This is a genomic window from Geodermatophilaceae bacterium NBWT11 (assembly GCA_014218215.1).
Lineage (GTDB): Bacteria > Actinomycetota > Actinomycetes > Mycobacteriales > Geodermatophilaceae > Klenkia.
The window spans coordinates 4,057,415-4,072,828 of the sequence record CP043652.1; the positions used below are offsets into that span (position 1 = coordinate 4,057,415).

Annotated in this window: 8 protein-coding genes and 3 rRNA genes; 9 read left to right on the top strand and 2 right to left on the bottom strand. The window is 70.1% G+C overall.

The window, feature by feature from the left end; genetic code table 11:
* Nucleotides 1-241: 241 nt before the first annotated feature.
* The 5 genes from F1C76_19735 (at nt 242) to F1C76_19755 (ending at nt 8,571) form a co-directional block, all read left to right on the top strand.
* Nucleotides 242-1,769: ribosomal RNA gene (locus F1C76_19735) — 16S ribosomal RNA — on the top strand.
* A gap of 454 nt (nt 1,770-2,223) precedes the next feature.
* Nucleotides 2,224-5,367, top strand: a 23S ribosomal RNA gene (locus tag F1C76_19740).
* Nucleotides 5,368-5,486: 119 nt separating this feature from the next.
* Nucleotides 5,487-5,603, top strand: a 5S ribosomal RNA gene (rrf, locus tag F1C76_19745).
* The 16S, 23S and 5S rRNA genes sit together here, the layout of an rRNA operon.
* A gap of 1,495 nt (nt 5,604-7,098) precedes the next feature.
* On the top strand, nt 7,099-8,127 hold the full coding sequence (locus F1C76_19750; GenBank protein QNG38491.1) for a hypothetical protein: 1,029 nt from the start codon (nt 7,099-7,101) through the stop codon (nt 8,125-8,127).
* Nucleotides 8,128-8,211: 84 nt separating this feature from the next.
* A complete protein-coding gene (locus tag F1C76_19755; protein QNG38492.1) occupies nt 8,212-8,571 on the top strand; it encodes a single-stranded DNA-binding protein in 360 nt (119 codons plus the stop codon).
* A gap of 16 nt (nt 8,572-8,587) precedes the next feature.
* On the opposite strand, the gene F1C76_19760 is transcribed toward F1C76_19755, so the two are convergent.
* Nucleotides 8,588-9,901 (bottom strand): DUF1015 domain-containing protein, encoded by a 1,314-nt coding sequence (locus tag F1C76_19760; protein ID QNG38493.1) that lies wholly within the window; start codon nt 9,899-9,901, stop codon nt 8,588-8,590.
* A 78-nt stretch (nt 9,902-9,979) separates the two neighbouring features.
* On the opposite strand from F1C76_19760, the gene F1C76_19765 reads away from it, so the two are divergent.
* Nucleotides 9,980-11,038, top strand: coding sequence for an HAD-IIA family hydrolase (locus F1C76_19765; protein ID QNG39403.1), 1,059 nt, complete (start codon nt 9,980-9,982; stop codon nt 11,036-11,038).
* Between the two features lie 13 nt (nt 11,039-11,051).
* On the opposite strand, the gene F1C76_19770 is transcribed toward F1C76_19765, so the two are convergent.
* Nucleotides 11,052-11,390: a sterol-binding protein gene (locus F1C76_19770; protein ID QNG38494.1), complete on the bottom strand. Its 339-nt coding sequence runs from the start codon at nt 11,388-11,390 to the stop codon at nt 11,052-11,054.
* 398 nt (nt 11,391-11,788) lie between these two features.
* Here F1C76_19770 and F1C76_19775 point away from each other — a divergent pair, with 398 nt between their 5' ends.
* Genes F1C76_19775 through recN form a run of 3 tightly spaced genes read left to right on the top strand, consistent with a single transcriptional unit; the run spans nt 11,789 to nt 15,412 of the window.
* Complete coding sequence (locus F1C76_19775) at nt 11,789-12,586, top strand: TlyA family RNA methyltransferase (protein ID QNG38495.1); 798 nt, start codon at nt 11,789-11,791, stop codon at nt 12,584-12,586.
* On the top strand, nt 12,583-13,632 hold the full coding sequence (locus tag F1C76_19780; GenBank protein ID QNG38496.1) for an NAD kinase: 1,050 nt from the start codon (nt 12,583-12,585) through the stop codon (nt 13,630-13,632). The genes F1C76_19775 and F1C76_19780 overlap by 4 nt, the downstream gene beginning before the upstream one ends.
* Nucleotides 13,619-15,412 carry a DNA repair protein RecN gene (gene recN, locus F1C76_19785; protein ID QNG38497.1) on the top strand — a complete coding sequence of 598 codons (1,794 nt, stop codon included), beginning with the start codon at nt 13,619-13,621 and terminating at the stop codon, nt 15,410-15,412. The genes F1C76_19780 and recN overlap by 14 nt, the downstream gene beginning before the upstream one ends.
* Nucleotides 15,413-15,414 lie beyond the last annotated feature (2 nt).

Below are 15,414 nucleotides of genomic sequence, written 5' to 3' on the forward strand. Positions count from 1 at the left end.
ACGACCGCGAGGTTGGGCCTGAGACGCCGAGCAGGACAATCCACTGGGAAGACGAAGCTCCTCTGGGGCTGGCGTTCCTGAGTGTCCGCTCCTTGAGAACTCAACAGCGTGCTGAAAGTCAGTGCCATATGTTTTACCCCAGTCCTGGGGTGTCTCTTCGGGGGCTAGCCGGGATGGGTTCCTTTGGTTGATTGACATCGAGAGTGCCAACTCTTGGTTCTCAGCCGTGATCAAATCATCTACGGAGAGTTTGATCCTGGCTCAGGACGAACGCTGGCGGCGTGCTTAACACATGCAAGTCGAGCGAGGCCCATCTTTCGGGGTGGTGCCCTAGCGGCGAACGGGTGAGTAACACGTGGGCAACCTGCCCTCAGCTCTGGGATAACTCCAAGAAATTGGTGCTAATACCGGATATGACTACTGGCCGCATGGTCTGGTGGTGGAAAGATTTATCGGCTGAGGATGGGCCCGCGGCCTATCAGCTTGTTGGTGGGGTGATGGCCCACCAAGGCGACGACGGGTAGCCGGCCTGAGAGGGTGACCGGCCACACTGGGACTGAGACACGGCCCAGACTCCTACGGGAGGCAGCAGTGGGGAATATTGCGCAATGGGCGGAAGCCTGACGCAGCGACGCCGCGTGAGGGATGACGGCCTTCGGGTTGTAAACCTCTTTCAGCAGGGACGAAGCGAAAGTGACGGTACCTGCAGAAGAAGCACCGGCCAACTACGTGCCAGCAGCCGCGGTAATACGTAGGGTGCAAGCGTTGTCCGGAATTATTGGGCGTAAAGAGCTCGTAGGCGGTTTGTCGCGTCGGCTGTGAAAGCCCGGAGCTCAACTCCGGGTCTGCAGTCGATACGGGCAGACTTGAGTGTTGCAGGGGAGACTGGAATTCCTGGTGTAGCGGTGAAATGCGCAGATATCAGGAGGAACACCGGTGGCGAAGGCGGGTCTCTGGGCAACAACTGACGCTGAGGAGCGAAAGCGTGGGGAGCGAACAGGATTAGATACCCTGGTAGTCCACGCCGTAAACGTTGGGCGCTAGGTGTGGGGGCCATTCCACGGTCTCCGTGCCGCAGCTAACGCATTAAGCGCCCCGCCTGGGGAGTACGGCCGCAAGGCTAAAACTCAAAGGAATTGACGGGGGCCCGCACAAGCGGCGGAGCATGTTGCTTAATTCGATGCAACGCGAAGAACCTTACCTAGGCTTGACATGTGCGGAAATCCTCCAGAGATGGTGGGTCCGTAAGGGTCGCACACAGGTGGTGCATGGTTGTCGTCAGCTCGTGTCGTGAGATGTTGGGTTAAGTCCCGCAACGAGCGCAACCCTCGTTCCATGTTGCCAGCGGATAATGCCGGGGACTCATGGGAGACTGCCGGGGTCAACTCGGAGGAAGGTGGGGATGACGTCAAATCATCATGCCCCTTATGTCTAGGGCTGCAAACATGCTACAATGGCCGGTACAAAGGGCTGCGATACCGCGAGGTGGAGCGAATCCCAAAAAGCCGGTCTCAGTTCGGATTGGGGTCTGCAACTCGACCCCATGAAGTTGGAGTCGCTAGTAATCGCAGATCAGCAACGCTGCGGTGAATACGTTCCCGGGCCTTGTACACACCGCCCGTCACGTCACGAAAGTCGGTAACGCCCGAAGCCGGTGGCCCAACCCCTTGTGGGAGGGAGCCGTCGAAGGCGGGATCGGCGATTGGGACGAAGTCGTAACAAGGTAGCCGTACCGGAAGGTGCGGCTGGATCACCTCCTTTCTAAGGAGCACTGGCCGCCACACTCGTTGTGGTGGTCCAGAGCCGTGCACGGGCCGTGAGGTCCCCGCATTCTGTGGGGGTCCTGGTGTTCGTGACGGAGCTCAAGGGTGGAACACTGACCAGTTCGGTTGATGATGGTCATCGGCCCCTAGTACAGCTGCCTTCGGGTGGTGGGAACGGGGATGGTGGCGGTCGGAGGCCGTAGGCACGCTGTTGGGTCCTGAGGGAGCGGACCTTGCGCCGGTAGGCGCGGGGGAGGCGATCTCGTGGGGGACCAGCCGTCCGTCACACCGCCGCAGCGATGCGGGTCTGGTGGCGGTATGGGGTTGGTCGACTCTCCGTACTTTGAGAACTGCACAGTGGACGCGAGCATCTTGTAGGAAACAATGACTCCTGCACCGTGACCGTGAAGCACGTATCGCTTTCGGGTGGTCGTGTGGATGGCCGGGATGTGGGTTTGTGTGTGTTCAAGTTAGTAAGGGCACACGGTGGATGCCTTGGCACCAGGAGCCGATGAAGGACGTAGGAGGCTGCGATAAGCCTCGGGGAGCTGTCAACCGAGCGTTGATCCGAGGATTTCCGAATGGGGGAACCCCGCACCAGTCATGTGGTGTGACCCTCGCCTGAACACATAGGGCGAGTGGAGGGAACGTGGGGAAGTGAAACATCTCAGTACCCACAGGAAGAGAAAACAACCGTGATTCCGTGAGTAGTGGCGAGCGAAAGCGGATGAGGCTAAACCAGTCACATGTGACAGCCGGCAGGCGTTGTGTGGTTGGGGTCGTGGGACGTTCTTAGATCTTCTGCCGAAGGTCTGGAGAGTCAGAAAAGTGTGTTGTTAGTGGAAGGCCTCTGGAAGGGGTCGCCATAGAGGGTGAGAGCCCCGTACACGAAAACGCGCACTCTCTCTTGAGCTCATCCCAAGTAGCACCGGGCCCGTGAAATCCGGTGTGAATCTGGCGGGACCACCCGCTAAGCCTAAATACTCCCTGGTGACCGATAGCGGACAAGTACCGTGAGGGAAAGGTGAAAAGTACCCCGGGAGGGGAGTGAAATAGTACCTGAAACCGTGTGCCTACAAGCCGTGGGAGCCTTATGCGTTTTCGGACGTGGGGGTGACTGCGTGCCTTTTGAAGAATGAGCCTGCGAGTTAGCGGTACGTGGCGAGGTTAACCCGTGTGGGGTAGCCGTAGCGAAAGCGAGTCCGAACAGGGCGTTTGAGTCGCGTGCTCTAGACCCGAAGCCGAGTGATCTACCCATGGCCAGGTTGAAGCGCGGGTAAGACCGCGTGGAGGACCGAACCCACTTCAGTTGAAAATGGAGGGGATGAGCTGTGGGTAGGGGTGAAAGGCCAATCAAACTCGGTGATAGCTGGTTCTCCCCGAAATGCATTTAGGTGCAGCGTCACGTGTTTCTTGCCGGAGGTAGAGCACTGGATGGTCTAGGGGCCCCACAAGGTTACTGAAATCAACCAAACTCCGAATGCCGGTAAGTGAGAGCGTGGCAGTGAGACTGCGGGCGATAAGGTTCGTAGTCGAGAGGGAAACAGCCCAGATCAACAGCTAAGGCCCCTAAGCGTGTGCTAAGTGGAAAAGGATGTGGAGTCGCAGAGACAACCAGGAGGTTGGCTTAGAAGCAGCCACCCTTGAAAGAGTGCGTAATAGCTCACTGGTCAAGTGATTCCGCGCCGACAATGTAGCGGGGCTCAAGCACACCGCCGAAGCTTTGGCATTCATGCAATAGCCTGCCTTTCGATCAAGGTCGTTGGGCCAGGTGTGTGGATGGGTAGGGGAGCGTCGTGTGGCGGTGGAAGCGGCGGAGTGATCCAGCCGTGGACGCCACACGAGTGAGAATGCAGGCATGAGTAGCGAAAGGGGAGTGAGAAACTCCCCCGCCGGATGACCAAGGGTTCCTGGGCCAGGCTAATCCGCCCAGGGTGAGTCGGGACCTAAGGCGAGGCCGACAGGCGTAGTCGATGGACAACGGGTTGATATTCCCGTACCCGCGAAAGAGCGTCCATGCTGAGCTCAGCGATGCTAACCACCTGAAGCCCCGTGATGGCTTCCCTTCGGGGGAGTCGCGTGTGGGTGGAACGTGGGACCCGGACTGGTAGTAGGCAAGCGATGGGGTGACGCAGGAAGGTAGTCCTACCGGTGAGTGGTAGTACCGGTGCAAGGGTGTGGCCCGTTCGATAGGCAAATCCGTCGAACACACAGGGTGAGACCTGACGCATAGCCGAATGAGGCGAATTGGATGATCCTATGCTGCCGAGAAAAGCCTCTAGCGAGCTCTGAGCGGCCCGTACCCCAAACCAACTCAGGTGGTCAGGTAGAGAATACCAAGGCGATCGAGCGAACTGTGGTTAAGGAACTCGGCAAAATGCCCCCGTAACTTCGGGAGAAGGGGGGCCATTGTCTGTCAACCGACTAGCTCGGGGCAGCAGATGGTGGCCGCAGAGACCAGTGAGAAGCGACTGTTTACTAAAAACACAGGTCCGTGCGAAGTCGAAAGACGATGTATACGGACTGACGCCTGCCCGGTGCTGGAACGTTAAGGGGACGGGTTAGCTTTACGGCGAAGCTCAGAACTCAAGCGCCAGTAAACGGCGGTGGTAACTATAACCATCCTAAGGTAGCGAAATTCCTTGTCGGGTAAGTTCCGACCTGCACGAATGGCGTAACGACTTCTCAGCTGTCTCAACCACAGGCTCGGCGAAATTGCACTACGAGTAAAGATGCTCGTTACGCGCGGCAGGACGGAAAGACCCCGGGACCTTCACTACAGCTTGATATTGGTGTTCGGTTCGGTTTGTGTAGGATAGGTGGGAGACTGTGAAGCGGGCACGCCAGTGTTCGTGGAGTCGTCGTTGAAATACCACTCTGGTCGAATTGGATGTCTAACCTCGGTCCGTGATCCGGATCAGGGACAGTGTCAGGTGGGTAGTTTAACTGGGGCGGTTGCCTCCCAAAATGTAACGGAGGCGCCCAAAGGTTCCCTCAGCCTGGTTGGCAATCAGGTGTTGAGTGCAAGTGCACAAGGGAGCTTGACTGTGAGACCGACGGGTCGAGCAGGAGCGAAAGCTGGGACTAGTGACCCGGCACCGGCATGTGGAAGCGGTGTCGCTCAACGGATAAAAGGTACCCCGGGGATAACAGGCTGATCTTCCCCAAGAGTCCATATCGACGGGATGGTTTGGCACCTCGATGTCGGCTCGTCGCATCCTGGGGCTGGAGTAGGTCCCAAGGGTTGGGCTGTTCGCCCATTAAAGCGGCACGCGAGCTGGGTTTAGAACGTCGTGAGACAGTTCGGTCCCTATCCGCCGTGCGCGTAAGAGACTTGAGAAGAGCTGTCCCTAGTACGAGAGGACCGGGACGGACGAACCTCTGGTGTGCCAGTTGTTCCGCCAGGAGCACTGCTGGTTGGCTACGTTCGGCAGGGATAACCGCTGAAAGCATCTAAGCGGGAAGCTCGCTTCGAGATGAGGTCTCTCACCGGGTCAACCGGGTAAGGCCCCCGCCCAGACCAGCGGGTTGATAGGCCGGAAGTGGAAGCACAGCAATGTGTGGAGCTGACCGGTACTAATAGGCCGAGGGCTTGACCAACACACCTTGCATTGATTGATCTACTGTCTCGCGTCCACTGTGCGGTTCTGAAAGTGCGGAACCCATGGTTCCACCACCCCCCTGTCTTGACCGGATGGGTGTGGGTGGAGACTTTCACAGCGTTACGGCGGTCATGGCGAGAGGGAAACGCCCGGTCTCATTCCGAACCCGGAAGCTAAGCCTCTCAGCGCCGATGGTACTGCCCGGGGGACTGGGTGGGAGAGTAGGACGCCGCCGGACATCATTCCGAGAAGGGGGTCAGAGCACAGCTCTGGCCCCCTTCTCGCTTTTGTGTTTTCAGCAGGTCCCGAGCACTGAACCAGTGGCACACGCCCTGGTGCACCGATGAGCGATGAGGTATCGACACACCATGACTTCCCCCCGACGCGGCAACAGCGGATCCGATCGCGGCGGTGCCCCCCGCGGGGGTGCCGGCGGTGGACGCGGCAACGCAGGTCGGCCCACCGGTGGGGGAGCCGGCCGCCCGGGTCGCCCGGCGGGGCACCGAGGACAGTCCGGCGGCCAGGGCAGACCGACCGGCGGCGGGTCGTCACGTGACGATCGTGGCGGCCAGGGCGGGCGTCCCTCCGGCGACCGCCCGCAGTACCAGGACCGTCGTCCTTCCGGAGGCGACGACCGTCCCCGGGGTGACTGGCAGGACCGTCGTCCCTCCTCCGGTGGTCGTCCCTCCGGCGGCGGACGTCCGCAGTCCGGCGGTGGCCGGCCGTCCGGTGGCGGTCGTCCCGGTGGGGACCGCCCGCAGTGGCAGGACCGCCGTCCGGCCGGACCGCGCGACGCTCGCAACGGTGCGGACCGTCCGGTCTACGACCGCCCTGACCGGGTCCGCCGTCCCGAGGGTGACCGACCGCAGGGCCAGGACCGCCGTCCCGGTGGCGGGCGCCCCTCCGGCGACCGTCCGCAGTGGCAGGACCGCCGTCCGGCCGAGCCCCGGTCCGAGCAGCGTCCCCCGGGCGCCCGTGAGCGGGAGCGCCTCCAGGGTGGGTGGCAGCCCCGGTACGCCGGTGGCTCGGCTCGGCCGCGAGTGGGGGACGACCAGGACCGACGTCCCTCCGGTGACCGTCCCGACCGGGGTGGCCGGCCTTCTGGTGACCGTCTGGCGTGGCAGGACCGTCGTCCGTCCGGTGACCGCCCGCAGGGTGGCGGTCGCCCTTCGGGTGATCGTCCGGCGTGGCAGGACCGTCGTCCGTCCGGTGACCGCCCCCAGGGCGGCGGCCGCCCCTCCGGTGACCGTCCCGCGTGGCAGGACCGTCGCTCGCCCGGTGACCGCCCCCAGGGTGGCGGCCGCCCCTCGGGTGACCGGCCGCAGGATGGCGGTCGCCCTTCCGGTGATCGTGCGGGCTGGCAGGACCGCCGCCCGTCCGGCGATCGCCCGCAGGGTGGTGGCCGCCCCTCCGGTGACCGTCCCGCGTGGCAGGACCGTCGACCGACCGGTGACCGCCCCCAGGGCGGTGGCCGCCCCTCGGGTGACCGGCCGGCGTGGCAGGACCGCCGGCCCTCCGGGGATCGCCCCCAGGGCGGCGGCCGTTTCTCCGGTGACCGGCCGCAGGGCGGTGGCCGCCCGGATCGTGGGGGGCGACCCTCGGGTGACCGGCCGGCGTGGCAGGGCCGTCGTCCCTCCGGTGGGGAGCGCGGCGGGGACAGTGGCTTCGCCGACCGTCGACCCGCGGGACCCCCCATCCCCGAGTGGGCCGACCCCCGCCAGCTCGACGGCAGCGTGAAGCAGGCTCTGCGCAGCCTGGACTCACGCAACGCCGATGTCGTCGGACAGCACCTGGTGGCCGCCGGCGGTCTGCTGGACGAGGACCCCGAGACCGCCCTGGCGCACGCCCGCGCAGCCCGGGACCGGGCCTCCCGCATCGCCGCCGTCCGTGAGGCCGTGGGCGTGGCCGCCTACCACGCCGGTGACTTCGGCGAGGCTGCTCGCGAGCTGCGCGCGTACCGGCGGATGAGCGGTGACGAGTCCTACCGGGCGGTCCTCGCCGACTGCGAGCGCGCCCTCGGCCGGCCCGAGATCGCGCTGCGGATCGTCTCCGACGCCCTCGCCGCCGGCGTCGACGCCGAGGAGACCGTCGAGCTGCAGCTGGTCGAGGCCGGTGCCCGGCAGGACCTCGACGAGCTCCCTGCCGCTGCTCTCGTGCTCGAAGGCGCACTGGGCGGGCGGCCGACGCCCGAGCAGCTGTCCCGGGGCGACCTGGGCCAGCTCCGGCTGGCCACCGCCTACGCCGACCTGCTGGTCGCCCGCGGTGACGCGGAGCTGGCCGACCAGTGGTTCGCCGCGATCATCGCCGCCGACCCCGACGACGAGACCGGCGTGGCCGAGCGCTTCGACGGCATCGAGTTCGACGAGGACGACGACGAGGAGGACGTCGACGCTGCCGACGACGTCGCGGACGAGACCGACGGCGATGGGGACGACGACCTCCAGGACACCGAGGTGGCCGAGTCGGTCGACGAGGCACCCACGTCCGAGGCCACTCCCGACGCCGACGCCGACGAGGCCACGGACGACCTCGGCGAGCTGGCCGGTGACGGCATGGCCGAGGACCCCGACGTGGGCCCCGGCTACGACCCCGACGAGGACGACATCGAGGCCGAGGTCGCCGAGCTGCTGGGCGAGATCCCGGCGCCCGGGTTCTCCGACGAGCAGACCGCCGCGCCCGTCGTCCCCCCGGTGACCCGGCCGGCCGCCGGCACCACGGGGCTGTTCTCCGCCGCCGACGAGCAGGACCGTCCGACAGACTGACCCCGGCTGTCCACAACCACCGGGCCCGTCCACAGATCGTGGGCGGGCCTGGTGCGTGGGGGACCCGGTGGACAGGCTCCTGTCATGAGCCTGTCCCTGATCGACCGCAACGACGTCGTCCTGCGTGGGCGGCTCGCCGCCCCGGTCGAGCTGCGTGAGCTGCCCAGCGGCGACACGCTGCTCTCCTTCACGCTGACCGTCCGCCGACCCGCACCCCGCCCGCGCGCTCCCCGGGCCGACACGATCACCTGCATCAGCTTCACGGAGTCGCTGGTGGCCCGGGCCCCGGGGTGGAAGGTCGACGACGTGATCGAGGTGGAGGGCGCCCTGCAGCGCCGGTTCTGGCGCGGCGAGTCCGGTGTCCGCGTGGCCCACGAGGTCGAGTGCCGCAAGGCCCGGAAGGTCCGGACCCCGGCCCGGCCGGCCGAGGCGGAGACGGCCTGACCCGGTGGCGGCCTGCTCAGTCGGGGGCGCCCCGGTGCGGTCGGAACACCAGCCCGGTGCGGGGCTTGGGCACGAAGAGCGTGCTCTTGCGCGGCATCCGGGCGCCGGCCCTGGCCACGGCGGCGACGTCGCCGGGCGAGGGCGAACGGAGCAGCACGGCCACCCCGCCGGTGTCCCGGGCGCGGGTCAGCGCCTCGTCGACGTCGTGCGCGATGAGCACCGACCGGGGGTCAGCCGGGTCGCGCCCCCACGCGCCGCGCACCAGCCCGTGGTGGGCCAGCACCACGTCCAGCGACCGCCACGCCGCCGGGGCCTCCCCAGGCACCCGGGCGCGCACCTCGGCGGAGGGGTCGCCCACCTGCAGCAACCGGGTGCCGTCGGTCAGCAGGAAGCACCCGCACTCGGGACGGTCGACCCACGCGCGGGCGGTGGCCTCCGGGGTGGACGTCGACACGGGGGTGACCGTGAAGCCGGAGCGGGCGAGCTCGGCGGCGGTGTCCAGGTCCAGGTCGGGCACCACGCGGTGGATGGCACGCACCCGCAGGCCGCCCCAGCCGGTCGGGGTCATCAGGGCCAGGACGGCACCGGACCCCGCTGCGCCCGTCGCGGCGTGCGCCCGGGCGGCGGCGAACCGGTGGTGCCCGTCGGCGATGTAGGCACCGGTCCGGGCGAACCCGGCCGACAGGCGGTCCATTGCGGCAGGGTCGGTGACCCGCCACAGCTCGTGGGTCACGCCGTCGACGTCGGCGACCGTGGCGTCCGCCGTCCCGCGGCCGAGCTCCTCGGTCACCGCGGCGACGTCGGTGTCCCGGTCGTGGGAGAGCACGATCGGCTCGAGGTCGGTCCGGGTGGCGTCCAGCAGCAGGCGGCGGCCCTCCACGGCGGGCGGCCAGACGTCCTCGTGCGGCAGCACTGCGGCCGATCCCGGCGGGGGCAGGGTCACCGCTCCCAGCCATCCGGTGGTGACCTCGTCGCCCGGGCCGCTCATCCGGTACAGCCAGAAGGCGGGCGTGGCGTCGTCGACCAGCACCCCCTCCTCCTGCCACCGCGTCCAGGTGAGCGCGGCCTGGGTGGCCGACAGCTGGTCCCGGGCCGCCCGGGAGGCGGGGGGCGGACCGTCCAGCTCCGGGAGGATCAGCCGGACGACGTTGTGCGGGTCGGCCGCGGCGAGTCGGGCGCGGCCCTCGGCGCTGACCAGGTCGTAGGCAGGGGAGCTGACCCGGGCGAGGTGGTCGGGGTCGTGCACCGCGTAGGTCGTGGCCCGGAACGGCCGCACCTCGAGGGTGTCCGTCGCGGCGGGCGGTTCGTCGTCCGCGGGGGAGGGGGCCACCGGTCGATCGTAGGAGCCGGGCGGCGGGCCGCCCCGGGCCTGTGGTCACATCAGCGCGTGACCGTCGACCACCCCGAGGTGCCGCTGCTTGCCCGCGGCGCCGAGCAGCCCCCCACCCAGACCCACGACGTCGCGTTGCTCGACCTGGACGGCGTCGTCTACGTCGGTCCCGACGCCGTGCCCGGGGTGCCCGCGGCGCTGCAGTCGGCCCGGGACGCCGGCATGCAGCTGGGCTTCGTCACCAACAACGCCGCCCGCACCCCGGCCGAGGTGGCCACCCACCTCACCGAGCTCGGGGTGCCCGCCGAGCCGGCCGACGTCATCACCAGCTCACAGGCCGCCGCCACCGTGGTGGCCGAGCGCTTCGGTGCGGGCGCGAGCGTCCTCCCGGTCGGCGGGCCCGGCGTCGCGGCCGCGCTCCGGGAGGCCGGTCTCGAGGTCGTGGACGCAGCCGGGCAGTCGCCGGTCGCGGTGGTGCAGGGCTACGGCCGGGACGTCGGCTGGGTCCAGCTGTCCGAGGCCGTGGTGGCGGTTCGCGGTGGGGCCACCCACGTCGCCACCAACACCGACGCCACCATCCCCTCGCCCCGCGGCGTGCTGCCTGGCAACGGCGCACTCGTCGGGGTGGTCAGCGCGGTGACCGGGCAGCAGCCGCTGGTCACCGGGAAGCCCGACCCGGCCATGCACGCCGAGTGCGTCCGGCGGACCGGGGCGCGCAGCCCGCTGGTGGTCGGCGATCGGCTGGACACCGACATCGAGGGTGGCCGTCGTGCCGGGGCGCCCAGCCTGCTCGTCTTCTCCGGGGTCACCACGCCGACCTCGCTGCTGGCCGCGGGCCCGGAGCACCGCCCCGACCTGATCGCCGACGACGTCGCCGGACTGGGGCGCGCCCACCCCTCCGTGGTGCAGGACGGCGAGGGCTGGCGCTGCGGTGCCTGGACGGCCACGGCGGGTGCCGAGGAGTCCCTGGCCCTCACCGTCACGGGGGACACCGCCGACGACGACGGGCTCGACGGGCTGCGCGCGCTGTGCGTGGCGCACTGGGCCCGGCACCGGCACGACGGTGCCGCTCCGACCGTGCAGCCGGGGCAGGGCGCGGTGTCCGAGGCGCTGACCCGCTGGGGGCTGGCGGGGTGAGCCGCCGCGCGGGTCAGAGCAGGGAGCGCAGCCGGAGCATGTCGCGGAGCCCCGCCTCGAGCTTGACCCGCCCGGTCGCCCACGCCGAGGCGAAGGTCAGGTCGCCGTCAGTGAGGTCCAGCAGGTCGTCGGACGTCATGGTCAGCCGGATGTCGGCCTTGGGCAGGTCCGGGGCGTCCGGCACGGCCTCCATGTCGTGCGCGTGCCCGTTGGCCAACCGACCCCGGACGACCTGCTCCAGGTCGGTCAACCGGCAGGAGACGGTCCGGTCCAGGCCCTGGGCGGCCGGCTTGGCGGCCAGCGTGGACACGAAGCCCTCCAGGGCGGTCATGCACTGCTCGAGCGTGGCCACGGGCGGGGTCTCCTCAGCGGGTCGACGAGGTGTCGCGGTGCACCGGGGCGGGGGCGCCCCGGGCTGCGGGGACGCTACCGCGAGCCCCTCCGGCACCCGGGGGCCCGCGGTCACGGCCGGTAACCTGCAGGGGTCGGCACCCGCTCCGGCAGCACCCCCCGACCAGCCGTCCCGTCGCGAGGAGGAGAGCCCGGTGACCGAGACCTCCCGGCCCGTCCCGGGGCCCCCGCGCCCGACGCCCGCTCCGGTGGACGGGGCCCCCGACCTGGCCGCCCGCCTCGCCGGTCTCCCGGTCGCCGAGCACGCCGCGGAGTTCGAGCTCGCGCACGCCCACCTGCAGCGGCGGCTCGCCACGATCGACCAGCTGTGAACCCGGTCGCGACACCGGGGTGCCGCTGATGGCCCGGCGTGCCCGGCTGGACGCCGAGCTGGTCCGTCGCTCGCTGGCCCGCTCGCGCGAGCACGCCCAGGCCCTGATCGCCGACGGCCGCGTCACGGTCTCCGGCCAGACCGCCACGAAGGCCGCGACGGGGGTGGAGGCGGGCACCCCGGTCGTCGTCCGCACCGACCCTGACGAGCCCAGCTGGGTCTCCCGCGGTGCGCACAAGCTCATCGGCGCGCTCGACGCGTTCGGGGTCGACCTGACCGGCACCCGGGTGCTCGACGCCGGCGCCTCGACCGGTGGGTTCACCGAGGTCTCGCTCAGCCGGGGCGCGCGCCAGGTCGTGGCGGTCGACGTCGGCTACGGGGAACTGGCCTGGTCGCTGCGCACCGACGAGCGGGTGGTGGTCCACGAGCGCACCAACGTCCGGACGCTGACCCCCGAGGCGATCGACGGGCCGGTCGACGTCGTGGTCGCCGACCTGTCCTTCATCTCCCTGCGACTGGTGCTGCCCGCGCTGACCGCCTGCACCGATCCGACAGGAGAGCTCCTGCCGATGGTCAAGCCGCAGTTCGAGGTGGGTCGCGAACGGCTGGGCACCGGCGGCGTGGTGCGCGACCCGGAGCACCGGGCCGACGCCGTGCTCACCGTGGCCACCGCAGCGGCCGCCCTCGGGTGGGGCACCGCCGGTGTCGTGGCCAGCCCGCTGCCCGGCCCCGCCGGCAACGTCGAGTTCTTCCTCCGGCTGCGGCGCGACGCCGCGCCGCCGGACCCCGCAGCCGTCCACCGAGCCGTCCAGGAGGGCCCCCAGTGAGCACCGACAGCAGCCCCCAGCCCCCCACCACCGCCTGCGCACCGGCCGCCGACGGGGTGCGCCGCGTCCTGCTCGCGGTGCACACCGGTCGCGCCGACATCATCGACCTGGCCCGCACGGCCGCCGCCCGCCTCACCAGGGCCGGGCTGGTCGTGCGGGTGCTCGACGACGAGGCCGCCGACCTGGCCATCGAGGGCGCCGAGGTGGTCCCCTTCGGCCCCACCGCCGCCGAGGGCGCCGAGGTCGTGCTGGTGATGGGCGGCGACGGCACCTTCCTGCGCGCCGCCGAGCTGGCCCGGGCCACCGACGCGGCGCTGACCGGGGTGAACCTGGGCCGGGTCGGGTTCCTCGCCGAGACCGAGCCGGAGACCGTCGAGGAGACCCTCCTGGCGATCGAGCAGTGCGCGTACTCCGTGGAGGAGCGGCTCACCCTCGAGGTCGCGGTCTTCGACGCCGACGGGGAGCAGACCGGCGGCACCTGGGCCCTGAACGAGGCCTCGGTGGAGAAGGTCGAGCGGTCCCGGGTGCTCGACGTGGTGCTGGCCATCGACGGCCGCCCGCTGACCAGCTTCGGCTGCGACGGTGTGCTCGCGGCCACCCCCACCGGGTCCACCGCCTACGCCTTCTCCGCCGGCGGTCCGGTCGTGTGGCCCGACGTCGAGGCCATCCTCGTGGTGCCCACCAACGCGCACGCGCTCTTCGCCCGGCCCCTGGTCACCTCCCCGGCGTCGGTGCTGACCGTCGCGATCCCGGCCGACGGCACCCGCGCCCGGGTGTCCGCGGACGGTCGCCGGACGGTGGAGATCCCGGTCGGTGGCCGGGTCGACGTCCGGCGCTCGGACCGCCCGGTGCGGATCGCCCGCGTGCAGCCGCGCAGCTTCGGCGACCGGCTGGTCGCCAAGTTCGGCCTGCCGGTGCGTGGGTTCCGCGACGCCCGCACCGCCGGGCACGCCGGCCCGGGGCACGAACTGGCCCCGACCCGGCGCAACGTCCTGCTGCGGGACGACACCGCGGAGAGCGGGGAGGTCGACCGTGGCACGGCGTGAGACGGCGGCTGCGGCGAAGAAGGGCCCAGCGGTGACCGGGCCGCCCCGCAACGGGGCGCTCAGCGAGCTGCACATCCACGGCCTGGGCGCGATCGACGACGTGACCCTCGACCTCAACCCGGGGTTGACGGTCGTGACCGGGGAGACCGGCGCCGGCAAGACCATGGTGGTCACCGGGCTGACCCTGCTGTTCGGCGGGCGGGCCGACCCGGGCCGGGTGCGCGCCAACGGTCGAGCCGGGGTCGAGGGTCGGCTGCAGCTCCCGGCGGACTCCCCGGTCTGGGCGCGGGCCGCCGACGCCGGCGCCGAGCCCGACGAGGACGGCACCCTGATCCTGGCCCGCACGGTCAGCGCCGAGGGCCGGTCGCGGGCACACCTGGGCGGGCGCAGCGTGCCCGTCGGGGTGGTCGCCGAGATCGCCGAGGACCTGCTGGCCGTGCACGGCCAGACCGACCAGCTGCGGTTGACCCGTCCGGCCGAACAGCGCCGCGCCCTGGACCGCTACGCCGGCGTCGCGCACCTGGACCTGGTCGAGCAGCACCGCACCGCACACGCGGCCTGGCGGCAGCTGGCCACCGACCTGGAGCGCCGCCGCACCCAGACCCGCGAGCTCGCGCAGACCGCCGAGGTGCTCCGCCGCGGTCTCGAGGAGATCGCCGCGGTCGCCCCGCAGCCCGACGAGGACACCCTGCTCGACACCCAGGCAGCCCGCCTGGGGGACGCCGACGCCCTGCGTGGCGGCGCCGACGAGGCCCGGTTGGCCCTGGTCGGCGACACCACCGGCGACCTCGGCGGCGGGGACGACCTGCCGCAGGACGCCACCGCCGCGCTCGCCGCCGCGCAGCGTGCCCTGGCCGCCTCCGGCGACCCGGCACTGGTGGGCCTGGCCGAGCGGCTGGGCGACGTGGGTGCGGTCGTGGCCGACGTCGGGGTCGAGCTGGCCGGCTACGTCGCCGACCTGGACGCCGACCCGGCCCGCCTCGCCGAGGTGCTCGACCGGCGCGCCGCCATCACCGCGCTGGTGCGCGCCTACGCCGACCCCGGCGACGGCGTGAACGGCGTGCTCGCCTGGGCCAGGGACGCCGAGGAGCGGCTGGACCGGCTCGACGTCTCCGACGAGGCCCTGGCCGCCCTGGAGGCCGAGCGGGACCAGGCCCGGGCCGCTCTCCGTGAGCTGTCGACACGGGTGACCGCGGGACGGACCGCCGCGGCCGAGGGCTTCGCCGCCGACGTCGGGCACGAGCTGGCCGGCCTGGCGATGAAGAGCGCCCGGGTGTCGTTCTCGATCACCACCGACGCCGACACGCCGGGCCCGGACGGCGCCGACGAGGTGGCGCTGCTGCTGGCCGCCCACCCCGGTGCGCCGGCCCGGCCGGTGCACAAGGGCGCGTCGGGCGGTGAGCTGTCCCGGGTGATGCTGGCCATCGAGGTGGTCTTCGCCGGGGCCGACCCGGTCCCGGTGATGGTCTTCGACGAGGTCGACGCCGGGGTCGGCGGTCAGGCCGCCGGGGAGATCGGGCGCCGGCTGGCCCGGCTCGCCGTCGAGCACCAGGTCGTCGTGGTCACCCACCTCGCCCAGGTGGCGGCGTTCGCCGACACCCACCTGGTGGTGGACAAGTCCCCGGACTCCGGCGCCGGGGTGACCGCCACCGACATCCGCGCGGTGGTGGGGGAGGACCGGGTCCGCGAGCTGGCCCGGATGCTCTCGGGTCTCACCGACAGCGACACCGGCCAGGCCCACGCCCGCGAGCTCTTGACGGTGGCCGCCGACCGCAGCTGAGG

Excerpts from the sequence above, each read along its gene's own strand:
- F1C76_19775 (QNG38495.1), top strand. The coding sequence starts at position 11,789 with ATGGCCCGGCGTGCCCGGCTGGACGCCGAGCTGGTCCGTCGCTCGCTG.
- F1C76_19755 (QNG38492.1), top strand. The coding sequence starts at position 8,212 with ATGAGCCTGTCCCTGATCGACCGCAACGACGTCGTCCTGCGTGGGCGG.